Below are 13,835 nucleotides of genomic sequence, written 5' to 3' on the forward strand. Positions count from 1 at the left end.
GCTCACTCCTTGCCTTCGGGGTCTGGGGCCATGGCAGTGTGACAGGCATGTGCGGACGCTATGCAGCCAGTCGCGGGCCGGAGGACCTGGCAGAGGTCTTCGGGATCGAGAAGTGGGAGCCCACCGAGGCCCTGGAGCCCGACTACAACGTGGCGCCCACCAAGCAGGTGTACGTCGTCCTCGACCGCCCTCTGAAGGACGCGCAGGACCCGCGCCCGGTTCGCCAGCTCCGCGCGCTCAAGTGGGGACTGGTCCCCTCCTGGGCGAAGAACCCGGACGGCGCCGCCCGGATGATCAACGCACGGGCCGAGTCCCTGCACGAGAAGCCCTCCTTCCGGCGCCCCTTCGCCCAGCGCCGCTGCATCGTCCCGGCCGACGGCTACTACGAGTGGGTCACCGGCACGGACGAGCGGCAGCTGGAGGTCGAGGGGAAGCGCAAGCGCCCGCGCAAGCAGCCGTACTTCGTGCTGCCGGCCGACGGGTCGGTCTTCGCGATGGCCGGGATATACGAGTTCTGGCGCGACCGGACCCTGCCCGACGACCACCCGGCGGCCTGGTGGGTCACCTGCTCGGTGATCACCACCGAGGCGGAGACCGCCCCGCTGGGGGTCGCCCCGGCCGACGGCCCCGCGTCCCTGGCCGAGATACACCCGCGGATGCCCCTGATGCTCACCCCGGACCGCTGGGACGCCTGGCTCGACCCCCGGCAGACCGACCTGGACCGGCTGCGCGGCCTGCTGGCCCCGCCCGCCGCGGGCCTGATGCGGGCCTACCCGGTCGCCACGGCCGTGAGCAACGTCCGCAACAACGGCCCCGAACTGCTCCACGAGCTCGACGCGCCTAAGCTGGGCACCCTCTGGTGACGGGCAGGATGGCCCCGTGACGCCCTCCGCACCCCGCACCGCACCCCGCACCGAGACCGTGGACACCCCCGCGGGCGAGGCCAGGATCACCTGGCACCCGGCCCGCTCCGCCCGACTCGTCCTGGCCCTCGGCCACGGCGCCGGCGGCGGCATCGAGGCCCGCGACCTCCAGGCCCTGGCGGCGGCCCTGCCCGCCCGCGGGATCACCGTGGCGCTGGTCGAACAGCCCTGGCGCGTGGCCGGCAAGAAGGTGGCCGCAGCGCCGAAGGTCCTCGACGAAGGCTGGCGGGCGCTCTGGCCCGCGCTCGCGGAGCCCGGCCCGCCCGTCGTCGCCGGCGGCCGCAGCGCCGGCGCCCGGGTGGCCTGCCGCACCGGGGCCGAGCTGGGCGCGCACGCCGTACTGGCGCTGGGCTTCCCGCTGCACCCGCCGGGCAGGCCGGAGAAGTCCCGGGCCGACGAGCTCACCGGCGCGGGCCTGCCCACCCTGGTGGTCCAGGGTGCCCGGGACCCCTTCGGACGGCCGGAGGAGTTCCCGGAGGGCACGTACGAGCTGGTCGAGGTGCCCTTCGGCGACCACGGATTCGCCGTGCCGAAGAAGGCGGAGCCGGGCCAGGAGGCGGCCCTGGAACTGATCGCCGGGGCGGTCGGGGACTGGCTGGAGCGGCTGGTGCCCTGAGCCGGACGCGGACCGCCCGTACGCACCGCGGTGGCGGCCCGCCGCGGTGCGGGCGGGGCGGAGGTGTTCCGGAAGGCCCCGGTCCATTCCCGGCCGGCGTGTGGTGACCGACACCTGACAAACCCGGGGGCCCGGGGGAATGTGCCGAAGGACCCCTCTGTTGTCCCAGACGTCGGTACGTACACGAAGCTCGCCAGAGGAGAGGGACCGCATGGGTTCGACCATCTGCCCGGACCGCCCGCAGGCCGCTGACCTGGGGGCATCCTCCAGCGATGGCTGGGCTCGCACGGTACTCCCGGCGCCCAAGAAGGCCCCTGTCCGGGCGGCGGACGGCCGGGAGGGTCGACTATTCTCCGATTCGAGCGGGTCCGCATTCGGCCCCGCCACGGCGTTGGAGGAGGTGGGTCCTGTCACTGGCACCGACGACGGCCACGTGGAGGAGACGGCCGCCGAGCGCAATGCGCGCTTCGAGCGGGACGCCCTCGGTTACCTCGACCAGATGTACTCGGCCGCGCTGCGCATGACGCGCAACCCCGCCGACGCGGAAGACCTCGTACAGGAGACGTACGCGAAGGCGTACGCGTCCTTCCACCAGTTCCGCGAGGGCACCAACCTCAAGGCGTGGCTGTACCGCATCCTGACGAACACCTTCATCAACTCCTACCGCAAGAAGCAGCGCGAGCCGCAGCGCAGTGCGGCGGAGGAGATCGAGGACTGGCAGCTGGCGCGCGCCGAGTCGCACATGTCGACCGGTCTGCGTTCCGCCGAATCGCAGGCGCTCGACCACCTGCCCGATTCGGACGTGAAGGAAGCCCTCCAGGCCATTCCGGAGGAGTTCCGCATCGCCGTCTATCTCGCCGACGTAGAGGGCTTTGCGTACAAGGAGATCGCGGACATCATGGGTACACCCATCGGTACGGTCATGTCGCGACTGCACCGTGGCCGCCGCCAACTCCGCGGAATGCTCGAGGACTACGCCCGTGACCGCGGGCTGGTCCCGGCCGGCGCGGGAGAGTCGAACGATCGGAAAGGCTCGGGCTCATGAGCTGCGGAGAGCCGCACGAGACGGACTGCTCTGAGGTCCTGGACCACCTCTACGAGTTCCTTGACCACGAGATGCCGGACAGCGACTGCACGAAGTTCGAAACGCACTTCGGCGAATGCTCGCCCTGCCTGGAGAAGTACGGCCTCGAACAGGCCGTGAAGAAGCTGGTGAAGCGCTGCTGCGGGTCGGACGACGTCCCCAGTGACCTGCGGTCCAAGGTGATGGGCCGGATCGAGCTGATCCGCTCCGGCCAGGTCGTTCCCGACCAGGACATCACCGCGGGTCCCGCCGCGGCGGGACCCGCCACGACCTGAACGCCCGCTCGGTTTCCACCCGGGTGTTCCCCCCGGCGGACGCCCCCGGAACGCAACGTCGTTCACCCGAAGGTGCTAATCAGGGGGCACCCGGACGGCGCAATGTGAAAATGCGGCCCGACAGGTGGTCGGGCCCCATATTCTCCCCATTCGGTACTGCCGTTTCCATTCGGTACCGGGCTTGCCCAGGCACACGGGGAGGAGAGCGCCATGCGGGCACTTCCGCCGAGGGCGCGTGTCTATATCCTGTGCGCCGTTCTCGGCGCATTCTGCTGTGCCGCTCCCGCGCTGTCCGATGCCGGCACCCCCTGGGTGACCGTGGGATTGCTCGCCGCGCTCTACCTCGCCGTGGAGCTGGTCCGGGTCTGCCCGTTCCTCGGGAGCCGGGTGCCGCAGGGCATGGGCGCCTTCTTCCCCGTCGTCCTGGCCGCCGTCTTCCTCCTGCCGCCCGCCGCCGCGGCCCTCGTCGCCGCGCCGGGCGCCTTCGCCGGCAAGGTCGAGCAGCGGCCCGCGAAGGTCCGCAGGGTCTGGCACGCCGCCCAGCAGGCCGTGGCCGCCTGGGCCGCCGGACAGGCGTACGGACTCCTGCGCGGGCCCGCGGCCCTCGGCGGCGAAGGTCCGGCGCGCGTCCCCGACTTCCCGTACCTGCTTCTGCCGGCCGCGGCCGCCGCGGCCGCCTTCTGCCTCGTGCTCACCGCCCTGGACGGCGGCGTCCTGGCCCTTGCCGAGCGCCGGCCGGTCCGCACCGCCTGGCGCGGGCTGCTGCTGCGCTCCCTCGCCCCGTTCTGCGTACACGGCCTCGCCGGGCTGATGATGGCCGTCCTCTGGCACAGCCCCTACGGGGCGCCCGCGGCGCTGCTCGTGCTGCTCCCGATGTACATCTCCTGCTGGGTCTTCGCCCAGTACCACCGTGAGCGCGCCGCCCACCAGGCCACCATCCGCGCCCTCGTCCAGGCCGTCGACATCAAGGACCGCTACACCCGGGGACACAGCGAGCGGGTCGGCCAGGCCTCCGCGATGATCGCCCGCGAGCTGGGCATGCCGGAGGACCGGCTGGAGGTCGTGCGCTTCGCCGGCATCCTGCACGACGTCGGCAAGCTCGGCGTCCCCACCCGGCTGCTGCGCAAGGACGGCCCCCTCACCCCGGAGGAGCGCCGCGTCATCGAACTCCACCCCGAGTACGGCCACGAGATGGTGCGCGGCATCGGCTTCCTCGGCGAGGCCCGCGCCGCGATCCTGCACCACCACGAGCGGGTCGACGGCTCCGGCTACCCCTACGGGCTGACCGGGGAACAGATCCCCGAGCTGGCGCGCGTGGTGGCGGTGGCGGATGCTTTCGACGCGATGACCTCCACCCGCTCCTACAGCAGGGCCCGGCCGGTGGAGACCGCGCTCGCGGAACTGCTGCGGTGCGCGGGAGCCCAGTTCGACCCCGCGATGGTCGGCGCGCTGCTGCGGGCCGTCGAGCGGGAGGGCTGGCACCCCTCGGTCACCTCCGACGAGGACACCGTGGCCGTGGCCGCCCCGCGCGGCAACGTGCCGGTGCCCCGCCCCGGCGGGCCCGCGGTGCCGCCCGCGGGCCGGGGGGCCGGGCACGGCACCGGGGGCCCCGGGGGAGGGGGCCGGTGAGGGCCGCGGGCGTGCGTACCGTCCGGTCCTGCGGTGCCACCGTCGCCCTGGTGCGGGGCGCGGCCGGGGCGCTGACCGTGGCCGGACTCGGGTGGACGGCCTGGCACGGCGTCGTGGAACCGGGCACCGCCCTCGCCTTCGGCGTCCTGATCACCATCGGCGAGCTGGCCCGCCGCGACTCCGCCGACGGCGCCGGGCACGCCCCGGCCGGCGGCCGCCAGCCCGCGCCGCTCGGCTCCGCGGGGGCCCTCGCGTACGCCCTGCTCGGCCAGAACGCCGGGCAGCCCACCCACCACGGGGTGCTCCAGATCGTGGCCGTGGTCGTGGCCGCCGCGCTGGTCGGGGTGGTCCCGCACGTGGCCCTCGGGCGCGGCCCCGCCCTGGACCACGTGGCCCGCCGGGTGCTGACCGTCACCTTCGCCGCCGTCTGCTTCCAGCCCCTCTACAACTCCGGCCGGCTGGGGGACCTGCTCGGCCAGGGCCCGCTGCTCGCGGTGTACCTCGTCCTGCTGCTCGGGCTGACCGCCCTGTGCGACGCGGTGCTGGCCGCCGCGCTGGCCGGGGCGCGCACGGGCTGGCCGTACGGGCCCCTGCTCCGCGACGAGCTGCGCGCCCTGCTCGGCATCGGCTCGGCGATCTGCGCCAGCGGAGTGGTGATGGCCCTCGGCGTGGCGGTGGCGGGCCTGTGGGCGTTGCCCGTGTTCAGCGTGCCGCTGTTGCTCACCCAGCTGTCCTTCCGGCGGATCTCCGCGATCCGCACGACGTACCGCCAGACCATCACCTCCCTGGCCCGGGCCACCGAGATCGCCGGCTACACGCGGCCGGGCCACTCCCGCCGGGTCGCCGCCCTGAGCTGCGCGGTCGGCCGCGAACTGGGTCTGTCGGAGCGCGAGCTGACGGTGCTGGAGTACGCGGCGCTGATGCACGACATCGGCCAGCTCTCCCTGGTCGACCCGGTCCCGAGCGGAGCCACCGCCGTGCTGCCCGCCGTCGAGCGGGAGCGGATCGCCCGGCTCGGCGGCGAGGTCGCCCGCCAGACCGGGGTGCCCGCGGAGGTGGCCGTCGTCGTGGAGCGGCAGGCCGAGCCGTACCGCGAGCAGCCGGTCGCGGCCAGGATCGTCCGGGCGGTCAACGCGTACGACGACCTCGTGGGCCCGGGCCGCCACCCGGGCGGTTCGCTGGCCGCCCTGGAGCACCTCAGGCTGGGCACCGCGCACGACTACCAGCCGGAAGTCGTCGAGTGCCTGGCGCGGGTGCTGCAGCGCGGCGGGGGCCCGTCGGGGAGGGCCGGAGTCAGCGCCTTCCCGCACGGGTAACCCATGGGTAATGAGCGGCCGTCCGAGTGGGCATGGTTGGATGCGAAGTGAGAGAGTCCGCAAGGCTGCACCGTAGGTCCCCCAGGTAGCACTGGGGGTGCCCCCATAGGCGGGAATTGTGAGGATCTTCGGGAAGGTACGGCATCGGCCCTCCGCCTCGTGGCGGCAGGCGACCGACCGCGCGTTCACGCTGATCGGCGACGGCCGGTACGACGACGCCGGGGCGCTGCTGACGCGTGCCGCGGACCTGGAGCCCTGGCTCTCCGAGTCCTGGTTCAACCTGGCCCTGCTGCACAAGTTCCGGCACGACTGGGAACAGGCCCGGGCCGCCGGACTGCGGGCCGTGGCCCTGCTCGACCGCGAGGCCGGTGCCCCCGACTGGTGGAACGTGGGGATCGCGGCCACCGCGCTCCAGGACTGGCCGCTGGCCCGGCGCGCCTGGCAGGCGTACGGCCTGAAGGTGCCCGGCGACCCCCGCGGCGGGGCGTCCACGGGCGAGCCCGTGGGCATGGAGCTGGGCAGCGCGGCGGTGCGCCTGTCGCCCGAGGGCGAGGCGGAGGTCGTGTGGGGCCGGAGGCTCGATCCGGCCCGGATGGAGGTCCTCTCGATCCCGCTGCCGTCCTCCGGGCGCCGTTGGGGCGAGGTGGTCCTGCACGACGGCGTCCCGCACGGCGAGCGCGTGACGGCCGCCGGGCCCTCGTACCCGGTCTTCGACGAGATCGAGCTCTGGGCGCCCTCGCCGGTGCCCACCTGGGTGGTGCTGCTGGAGGCGGCCACCGAGGCGGACCGCGACGCCCTGGAGCAGCTGGCCTCGGACGCCGGCTTCGCCGCGGAGGACTGGTCCTCGTCCGTGCGGCTGCTCTGCCGGACCTGCTCGGAGAGCGCCATGCCCAGCGGCGAGGGCGACGGCGAGCACGTGGACCCGCACGACCACAGCGAACCGGGCCATCCCGGCCCCCTGGGGCACCGTACGGCCGGATCCGGCTCCCTGTGGGTACCGGAGCGCGAGTGCGGCATCGCCGCCCCCGCGGGGCTGGTGCGCGGTCTCCTGGACGGCTGGGTGGCCGACAGCCCCGACACCCGGGAGTGGCGGGACCTCGAAGAGGTCTGCTGACCTCGCAGGACCCCGCTCCGGAGGGGCCCCCGGCAGGTGCCCTTGGGCGGGCGCCTGCCCGTAGGCTGTACGGGTACAGACGGTGACTTGAGGGAAGGCGTAGCGCGGACATGGCCCAGCAGGAGACGGAGCAGCAGGTCGACGAGGTCAACGACGGATACGTCGTGGACACCGAGGACTGCGAGGCGCGCGAGCTCGCCCACCGCGAGCGCGGCACCGCCCGCCCGATCACCGTGGTCGGGAACCCCGTCCTGCACCGCGAGTGCAAGGACGTCACCGAGTTCGACGACAAGCTCGCCTCGCTGATCGACGACATGTTCGCCAGCCAGAAGGCCGCCGAGGGCGTGGGCCTGGCCGCCAACCAGATCGGCGTGGACCTGAAGGTCTTCGTGTACGACTGCCCGGACGACGAGGGCGTGCGGCACACCGGTGTCGTGATCAACCCGAAGCTGGTCGAGCTGCCGGCCTCGCAGCGGGTCCTGGACGACTCGAACGAGGGCTGCCTGTCCGTCCCCACCGCGTACGCCTCGCTGGCCCGCCCGGACTACGCCGAGGTGACCGGCCAGGACGCCCAGGGCAACCCGATCAAGGTCCGCGGCACCGGCTACTTCGCCCGCTGCCTCCAGCACGAGACGGACCACCTGTACGGCTACCTCTACATCGACCGGCTCTCGAAGCGCGACCGCAAGGACGCCCTGCGCCAGATGGAAGAGGGCACGCCGCGCTACGAGACGGTCCCGAACGCGTAGTCGCCGCTTCGCGGTCTCAGGCGGCCCGCGGGCCGCGGAAGGTCCTGCGGAAGGCGTTGGGCGTGGTGCCCAGCGCCCGCAGGAAGTGGTGGCGCAGCGCCGCCGCGCTGCCGAAGCCGCAGCGGCCGGCGATCGCGTCGACCGTGTCGTCCGTCGACTCCAGCAACTCCTGCGCCAGCAGCACCCGCTGGCGCAGGACCCACTGGTACGGCGTGGTCCCGGTCTCCTGGAGGAAGCGCCGGGCGAAGGTGCGCGGGGACATGTGCGCGCGTTCGGCGAGCTGCTCGACGGTGATCTCCTCGTCGAGGTGCCGGACCATCCAGTCGAGGGTGTCCCCGACCACGTCGCAGGCGGTGCGGGGCAGCGGCCGCTGGATGTACTGGGCCTGGCCGCCGTCCCGGTGCGGCGGTACGACCATGCGCCGCGCGATGGTGTTGGCGACCTCCGCCCCGTGCGCCTGCCGGACCAGGTGCAGGCAGGCGTCGATGCCCGAGGCCGTGCCGGCCGCCGTGACGACCGGGCCTTCGTCGACGTACAGCACGTCGGGGTCCACCCGGGCCAGCGGGTACTTCTCCCGGAGCGCGGCGGCGTGCATCCAGTGCGTGGTGCACCGGCGCCCGTCGAGCAGCCCGGCCGCCCCCAGCACGAACGCCCCGCTGCACACGCTGAGTACGCGCGCCCCCCGGTCCACGGCGGCGCGCAGCGCGGCCAGCAGGGGCTCGGGGTAGTCCCGTGCGGGAGCCTGCCGGTCGGCGGGCAGGCAGATCAGGTCGGCCTCGGCGAGCCGCTCGGTCCCGTACCGGGTGGCGATCGTGAACAACTGGTCGCCGCCCACCACCTGGGGATCCTCGACCCCGCAGACCGCGAAGTCGTAGACGGGCAGCCCCATCTCGCCGCGGTCGATCCCGAAGACCTCGCAGAAGATGCCGAGTTCGAAGGGGGCGACTCCGTCGACCAGGGCGACGGCGACGTTCTTGAGTTCGGGAGCAGCGGCCTTCAGCATGCGCCCAGTGTGGCAGTAATTCGATGTCCTACGACAGTCCTGCCACTGTCCGGATCTTCGCCGGCGCCGGAGAGTGGGCACATGAACACGTTCCTGGACTACCTCGCCGTCCTCACCCTCCTGTCGGCCCCCGCCCTGTACGGTCTCCACCGCGAACGCCGGACCGACCGGCAGCTGCGCGGTGCAGCCGCCGGCCGGTCCGGGGCGGAGACGGTTCCGGCTCGGACTCAGAAGTCCTCGTCCAGGTCGACGGTGCCCTCCACGGCGACCTGGTAGGCCGACGGGCGGCGCTCGAAGAAGTTGGTCAGCTCCTGGACGCCCTGGAGCTCCATGAAGGAGAAGGGGTTCTCGGAGCCGTAGACCGGGGCGAAGCCCAGGCGGACCAGGCGCTGGTCGGCCACGCACTGGAGGTACTCGCGCATGGACTCGGTGTTCATGCCCGGCAGGCCGTCGCCGCACAGGTCACGGCCGAACTGCAGCTCGGCCTCGACGGCCTCCTTGAGCATGTCGGTGACCTGCTGCCGGAGCGCGTCGTCGAAGAGCTCAGGCTCCTCCTTGCGGACCGTGTCCACGACCTCGAACGCGAAGTTCATGTGCATGGTCTCGTCGCGGAAGACCCAGTTCGTGCCCGTGGCCAGGCCGTGCAGGAGGCCGCGCGAGCGGAACCAGTACACGTACGCGAAGGCGCCGTAGAAGAACAGGCCCTCGATGCAGGCCGCGAAGCAGATCAGGTTCAGCAGGAAGCGGCGGCGGTCGGCGGCCGTCTCCAGCTGGTCGATCTTCTCGACCGAGTCCATCCACTTGAAGCAGAACTGAGCCTTCTCGCGGATCGAGGGGATGTTCTCGACCGCCGCGAAGGCCGCCGCGCGGTCCTCCGGGTCGGGCAGGTAGGTGTCCAGCAGCGTCAGGTAGAACTGGACGTGCACGGCCTCCTCGAAGAGCTGGCGCGACAGGTACAGGCGCGCCTCCGGGGAGTTGATGTGCTTGTACAGCGTCAGGACCAGGTTGTTCGCCACGATCGAGTCGCCGGTCGCGAAGAACGCGACCAGGCGGCCGATCATGTGCTGCTCGGCCGGGCTGAGCTTGGCGAGGTCGGCCACGTCGGAGTGGAGGTCGACCTCCTCCACCGTCCAGGTGTTCTTGATCGCGTCCCGGTAGCGCTCGTAGAAGTCCGGGTAGCGCATCGGGCGGAGGGTGAGCTCGAAGCCCGGGTCGAGAAGGTTCTGGGATCGGGTGGTGCTCACTGGCAGGCCTCGCAGGACTCGGGGTTCTCAAGGGAGCAGGCCAGCGCGTCGGCGTCGACGGCCTGCGGGAGGGGAGTGGCGGCGGCGGGGACGGCCGTGCCGGAGGCCGCGCGGGCGATCTTCGTCGCCGGGCGCGAGCGCAGGTAGTACGTGGTCTTCAGGCCCTGCTTCCAGGCGTACGCGTACATCGAGCTGAGCTTGCCGATGGTGGGCGTCTCCAGGAACAGGTTCAGCGACTGGCTCTGGTCGAGGAACGGCGTACGGGCCGCCGCCATGTCGATGAGTCCGCGCTGCGGGATCTCCCAGGCGGTGCGGTACAGCTCGCGCACCTCGGCCGGGATCCAGTTGAAGCCCTGCACCGAGCCGGAGGCGTCGCGCAGCGCCTCGCGGGTCTGCGCGTCCCACACGCCGAGCTTCTTCAGCTCCTCCACCAGGTAGGCGTTGACCTGGAGGAACTCGCCGCTGAGGGTCTCGCGCTTGAAGAGGTTGGAGACCTGGGGCTCGATGCACTCGTAGACGCCGGCGATGGACGCGATCGTCGCGGTCGGGGCGATGGCCAGGAGCAGCGAGTTGCGCATGCCGGTCTTCGCGACGCGGGCGCGCAGCGCGTCCCAGCGCTCGGGCCAGTGCAGTTCGACGCCGTAGTGGTCGGGGTGCAGCACGCCCTGGGCGGTGCGGGTCTCGGCCCAGGCCGGCAGCGGGCCGCTGCGCTCGGCGAGGTCGCAGGAGGCCTCGTACGCGGCGAGCATGATCCGCTCGGCGATCTTCGTGGAGAGCGCCTTGGCCTCGGGGGAGTCGAACGGCAGCCGCAGCTTGAAGAAGACGTCCTGGAGGCCCATCGCGCCCAGGCCGACCGGGCGCCACTTGGAGTTGGAGCGGCCGGCCTGCTCGGTCGGGTAGAAGTTGATGTCCACGACCCGGTCGAGGAAGGTCACGGCGGTGCGGACGGTCTCGTCCAGGCGGGCCCAGTCGATGTCCTGGATCTCCGGGTGGACGAAGGCGCCGAGGTTGACCGAGCCCAGGTTGCAGACCGCGGTCTCGTCGTCGTTGGTGACCTCGATGATCTCGGTGCAGAGGTTCGAGGAGTGCACGACGCGGCCGGGCAGCGCGGTCTGGTTCGCGGTGCGGTTGGAGGCGTCCTTGAAGGTCATCCAGCCGTTGCCGGTCTGCGCGAGGGTGCGCATCATCCGGCCGTACAGGTCGCGGGCGGGCATGGTCTTGCGGGCCAGGCCCGCGGCCTCGGCCTTGCGGTAGGCGGCGTCGAACTCGTCGCCGTACAGGTCGACCAGCTCGGGCACGTCGGCCGGGGAGAACAGCGACCACTCGGCGTCGGCGTTCACGCGGCGCATGAACTCGTCCGGGATCCAGTGGGCCAGGTTGAGGTTGTGGGTGCGGCGGGCGTCCTCGCCGGTGTTGTCGCGGAGCTCCAGGAACTCCTCGATGTCCGCGTGCCAGGTCTCCAGGTAGACCGCGGCGGCGCCCTTGCGGCGGCCGCCCTGGTTCACCGCGGCGACGGAGGCGTCGAGGGTCTTCAGGAACGGCACGATGCCGTTGGAGTGGCCGTTGGTGCCGCGGATCAGCGAACCGCGGGCGCGGATGCGGGAGTACGAGAGGCCGATGCCGCCCGCGTGCTTCGACAGGCGCGCCACCTGGTGGTAGCGGCCGTAGATCGAGTCCAGCTCGTCCAGCGGGGAGTCCAGCAGGTAGCAGGAGGACATCTGCGGGTGGCGGGTGCCGGAGTTGAAGAGCGTCGGCGAGGACGGGAGGTAGTCCAGGCGGCTCATCAGGCGGTACAGCGAGGCGACTTCCTCGACCGCCTCGATGCTGTCGTCCGCGGCGAGGCCGCACGCCACGCGCAGCATGAAGTGCTGGGGGGTCTCGACGACCTGGCGGGTGATCGGGTGGCGCAGCAGGTAGCGGCTGTGCAGGGTGCGCAGGCCGAAGAAGCCGAAGCGGTCGTCGGCGCCCTCGGCGGTGGCGGCCTCGACGAGGGAGTCGAGGCGGGCCGCGTGGAGGCTGACGAACTCGGCGGTGCGGTCGGCGATCAGGCCCTCGCGGTGGCCCACGGCGACGGAGGCGGAGAAGGAGGTCGCGCCCTGGCCGGTGGCCTCGTCGGCGATGGCGAGGGTCAGGAGCCGGGCGGCGAGCCGGGAGTAGGCCGGGTCCTCGGAGATGAGCCCCGCGGCGGCCTCGGTGGCGAGCCCCCGCAGTTCGGCCTCGTCCGCGTCGGCGCTCCGGCCGCGGAGCGCGGCGGCGGCGACCCGGCCGGGGTCCGTGTCGGGGAGGTCGGCGGTGAGGTCGGTGAGGGTTCGCAGCAGCGCGGTGCCGGGGCCTTCGGCCTCGGACGGGTCGGACTCGGCGCGCGGTGCGGCAGGCGCGATGGTCACGATGGGGGGCTCTCCCTCGCTCGGCTCCGGCCTTCGGGGCGGGGCGTGCGGGGGCGCATGCGGGCGTGGCAGGTGCGCGTGCTCCGCATGGCGTCCACCGGCCCAACCGCGAGGCCCGGACGTGGTCGGCGCCCGGTTCGGTCGACCCGGGCGCGCTGTCGGCAGGTCTTCGGACTGGGAAGGCGCATATGCGTGTACTTCACACCGTTGCGGGACAGTTCCGGATTCGCACCGGATTCCCCTGCGGCGACAGCGAGGATGAGCATACATGTGGGGGCGCCGGTCTGAGTGACCCCCTACATGTTGTGTCGGCCGCGACGGGGAGTCCTTGTGTCGTGCCTCTCCGCTATCGTCGGAGACAGCACCATCGATGGAAGGCGAGCGAGGCATGACCGTCATGACTGACCGTCCCCACATGTCGACCGAAGACTTCGAGCACCTGGCGCGTATAGCAGCCCGTGAGGCTGAGGGGCTGCGACTGGAATTCATCGGTGGGGTGCTGAGGAGCAAGGCCATGCCAGACGGGGACCACGGACGGATCATCCTCTGGCTGACGCGCATCTGCATGCAGCATCACCCGGAGTTCTGGCTGCACCCGGGGCAGGGAATCAAGGCGGAACAGTACCGTGAGGGCCGGGCCATTCCGGACGGGGTCCTGGCCCACGAGGACGCGTTCGTCGGGCAGGGTGACTGGGTGGATCCGAGTCCGATCCTGATGGCCGTCGAGGTGACCTCGTGGGACTCCGACACCGAGCGGCGCGACCGCATTGAGAAGCCGCGCGCCTACGCGGAGACCGGTATCCCCGTCTACCTGCTCATCGACCGTCTCAAGTGCCAGGTCGTGGTCCACAGCGACCCGGACGGTGCGGGCTATGAGACCGTTCGCACGGTTCCCTTCGGCAAGGAGATCAAGCTGCCCGACCCCGTCGGCATCACCCTCCAGACCGAGGCGCTCAAGGACTGGGTGCGCTGACCCCCTGCGTCACAGCTCCAGCGTGTACGTCAGCAGCCTGAGCTGCGGGACCGGCGACCAGTCGCGCTCCGGGGTGCGGGTGAAGCCCAGGCGTTCGTAGAGGCGCTGGGCGCCCCGCATCGCCGGCTGGGTGGACATCACCAGCCGCGTGACGCCCTCGGTGGCGCGGGCGCGGTCGATGCAGGCGCGTACGAGGGCCTCGCCGGCACCCCGGCCGCGGCCCTCGCGGGCCACCGCCAGCATCCGGAACTCCGCCTCGCCCGCGCCGGCGATGTCGCACAGCTCGCTGCCCGGGGGCGCGTAGGCGACGCCGCCCAGCAGGCGGTCGTCCGCGACGGCGACCAGGATCTCGCCGTGGGAGGCCCGGCCGGCCACGTCCCGCAGGGTGTTCGCGTAGTCGTCCGTCTCGTTCTGGTCGAGCAGGCCGTCCTTCAGGTAGGCCTGGGCGGTGATCTCGCCCAGTTCCGCGTACTCGTCCGGCCGGGCTTCCCTGATCACGATGTCCATGGCGTCCAGTGTGCA

14 protein-coding genes and 1 riboswitch are annotated in these 13,835 nt (G+C 72.3%); of the genes, 10 read left to right on the forward strand and 4 right to left on the reverse strand.

Going from position 1 to position 13,835, the window contains the following annotated elements:
- The first annotated feature begins 47 nt into the window (after positions 1-47).
- The 8 genes from ACIF6F_RS12940 to def all read left to right on the forward strand — a co-directional run bounded on the left by ACIF6F_RS12940 (position 48) and on the right by def (position 7,706).
- Positions 48-863 (forward strand): SOS response-associated peptidase, encoded by an 816-nt coding sequence (locus ACIF6F_RS12940; RefSeq protein WP_399945230.1) that lies wholly within the window; start codon positions 48-50, stop codon positions 861-863.
- Positions 864-879: 16 nt separating this feature from the next.
- Positions 880-1,539: an alpha/beta family hydrolase gene (locus tag ACIF6F_RS12945; protein ID WP_399945232.1), complete on the forward strand. Its 660-nt coding sequence runs from the start codon at positions 880-882 to the stop codon at positions 1,537-1,539.
- 400 nt (positions 1,540-1,939) lie between these two features.
- Positions 1,940-2,584 (forward strand): sigma-70 family RNA polymerase sigma factor, encoded by a 645-nt coding sequence (locus tag ACIF6F_RS12950; RefSeq protein ID WP_399945234.1) that lies wholly within the window; start codon positions 1,940-1,942, stop codon positions 2,582-2,584.
- The gene (gene rsrA / locus ACIF6F_RS12955) at positions 2,581-2,898 is read left to right on the forward strand and encodes a mycothiol system anti-sigma-R factor (protein WP_399945236.1); all 318 of its coding nucleotides are present in this window, start codon (positions 2,581-2,583) and stop codon (positions 2,896-2,898) included. Before ACIF6F_RS12950 ends, rsrA begins: the two co-directional genes overlap by 4 nt.
- A 210-nt stretch (positions 2,899-3,108) precedes the next feature.
- A complete protein-coding gene (locus ACIF6F_RS12960; RefSeq protein WP_399945239.1) occupies positions 3,109-4,527 on the forward strand; it encodes an HD-GYP domain-containing protein in 1,419 nt (472 codons plus the stop codon).
- Positions 4,528-4,538: 11 nt separating this feature from the next.
- Complete coding sequence (locus tag ACIF6F_RS12965; protein ID WP_399945242.1) at positions 4,539-5,843, forward strand: HD-GYP domain-containing protein; 1,305 nt, start codon at positions 4,539-4,541, stop codon at positions 5,841-5,843.
- Between the two features lie 118 nt (positions 5,844-5,961).
- Positions 5,962-6,957 (forward strand): tetratricopeptide repeat protein, encoded by a 996-nt coding sequence (locus tag ACIF6F_RS12970; RefSeq protein ID WP_399945244.1) that lies wholly within the window; start codon positions 5,962-5,964, stop codon positions 6,955-6,957.
- Between the two features lie 110 nt (positions 6,958-7,067).
- The gene (gene def / locus ACIF6F_RS12975; protein ID WP_399945247.1) at positions 7,068-7,706 is read left to right on the forward strand and encodes a peptide deformylase; all 639 of its coding nucleotides are present in this window, start codon (positions 7,068-7,070) and stop codon (positions 7,704-7,706) included.
- A gap of 16 nt (positions 7,707-7,722) precedes the next feature.
- Here the strand turns inward: def and ACIF6F_RS12980 are convergent, their stop codons facing one another.
- Positions 7,723-8,709, reverse strand: a complete 987-nt coding sequence (locus ACIF6F_RS12980; protein WP_399945250.1) for a helix-turn-helix domain-containing protein — start codon at positions 8,707-8,709, stop codon at positions 7,723-7,725.
- An 81-nt stretch (positions 8,710-8,790) separates the two neighbouring features.
- On the opposite strand from ACIF6F_RS12980, the gene ACIF6F_RS12985 reads away from it, so the two are divergent.
- A complete protein-coding gene (locus ACIF6F_RS12985; protein ID WP_399945252.1) occupies positions 8,791-8,985 on the forward strand; it encodes a hypothetical protein in 195 nt (64 codons plus the stop codon).
- On the opposite strand, the gene ACIF6F_RS12990 is transcribed toward ACIF6F_RS12985, so the two are convergent.
- Both ACIF6F_RS12990 and ACIF6F_RS12995 read right to left on the reverse strand, forming a co-directional pair.
- Positions 8,937-9,893 (reverse strand): ribonucleotide-diphosphate reductase subunit beta, encoded by a 957-nt coding sequence (locus tag ACIF6F_RS12990; RefSeq protein WP_399945567.1) that lies wholly within the window; start codon positions 9,891-9,893, stop codon positions 8,937-8,939. The genes ACIF6F_RS12985 and ACIF6F_RS12990 overlap by 49 nt on opposite strands.
- Before the next feature lie 56 nt (positions 9,894-9,949).
- Complete coding sequence (locus tag ACIF6F_RS12995) at positions 9,950-12,340, reverse strand: ribonucleoside-diphosphate reductase subunit alpha (RefSeq protein WP_399945255.1); 2,391 nt, start codon at positions 12,338-12,340, stop codon at positions 9,950-9,952.
- Positions 12,341-12,504: 164 nt separating this feature from the next.
- A riboswitch (cobalamin riboswitch) is annotated at positions 12,505-12,581 on the reverse strand.
- Between the two features lie 147 nt (positions 12,582-12,728).
- Between ACIF6F_RS12995 and ACIF6F_RS13000 the strand changes: the two genes are divergently transcribed.
- Complete coding sequence (locus ACIF6F_RS13000; RefSeq protein WP_399945258.1) at positions 12,729-13,313, forward strand: Uma2 family endonuclease; 585 nt, start codon at positions 12,729-12,731, stop codon at positions 13,311-13,313.
- A 9-nt stretch (positions 13,314-13,322) separates the two neighbouring features.
- Here ACIF6F_RS13000 and ACIF6F_RS13005 read toward each other — a convergent pair whose 3' ends face one another.
- Positions 13,323-13,820 (reverse strand): GNAT family N-acetyltransferase, encoded by a 498-nt coding sequence (locus ACIF6F_RS13005; protein ID WP_399945261.1) that lies wholly within the window; start codon positions 13,818-13,820, stop codon positions 13,323-13,325.
- Positions 13,821-13,835: the final 15 nt, after the last annotated feature.

The organism is Streptomyces sp. NPDC086023 (assembly GCF_044540325.1).
Lineage (GTDB): Bacteria > Actinomycetota > Actinomycetes > Streptomycetales > Streptomycetaceae > Streptomyces.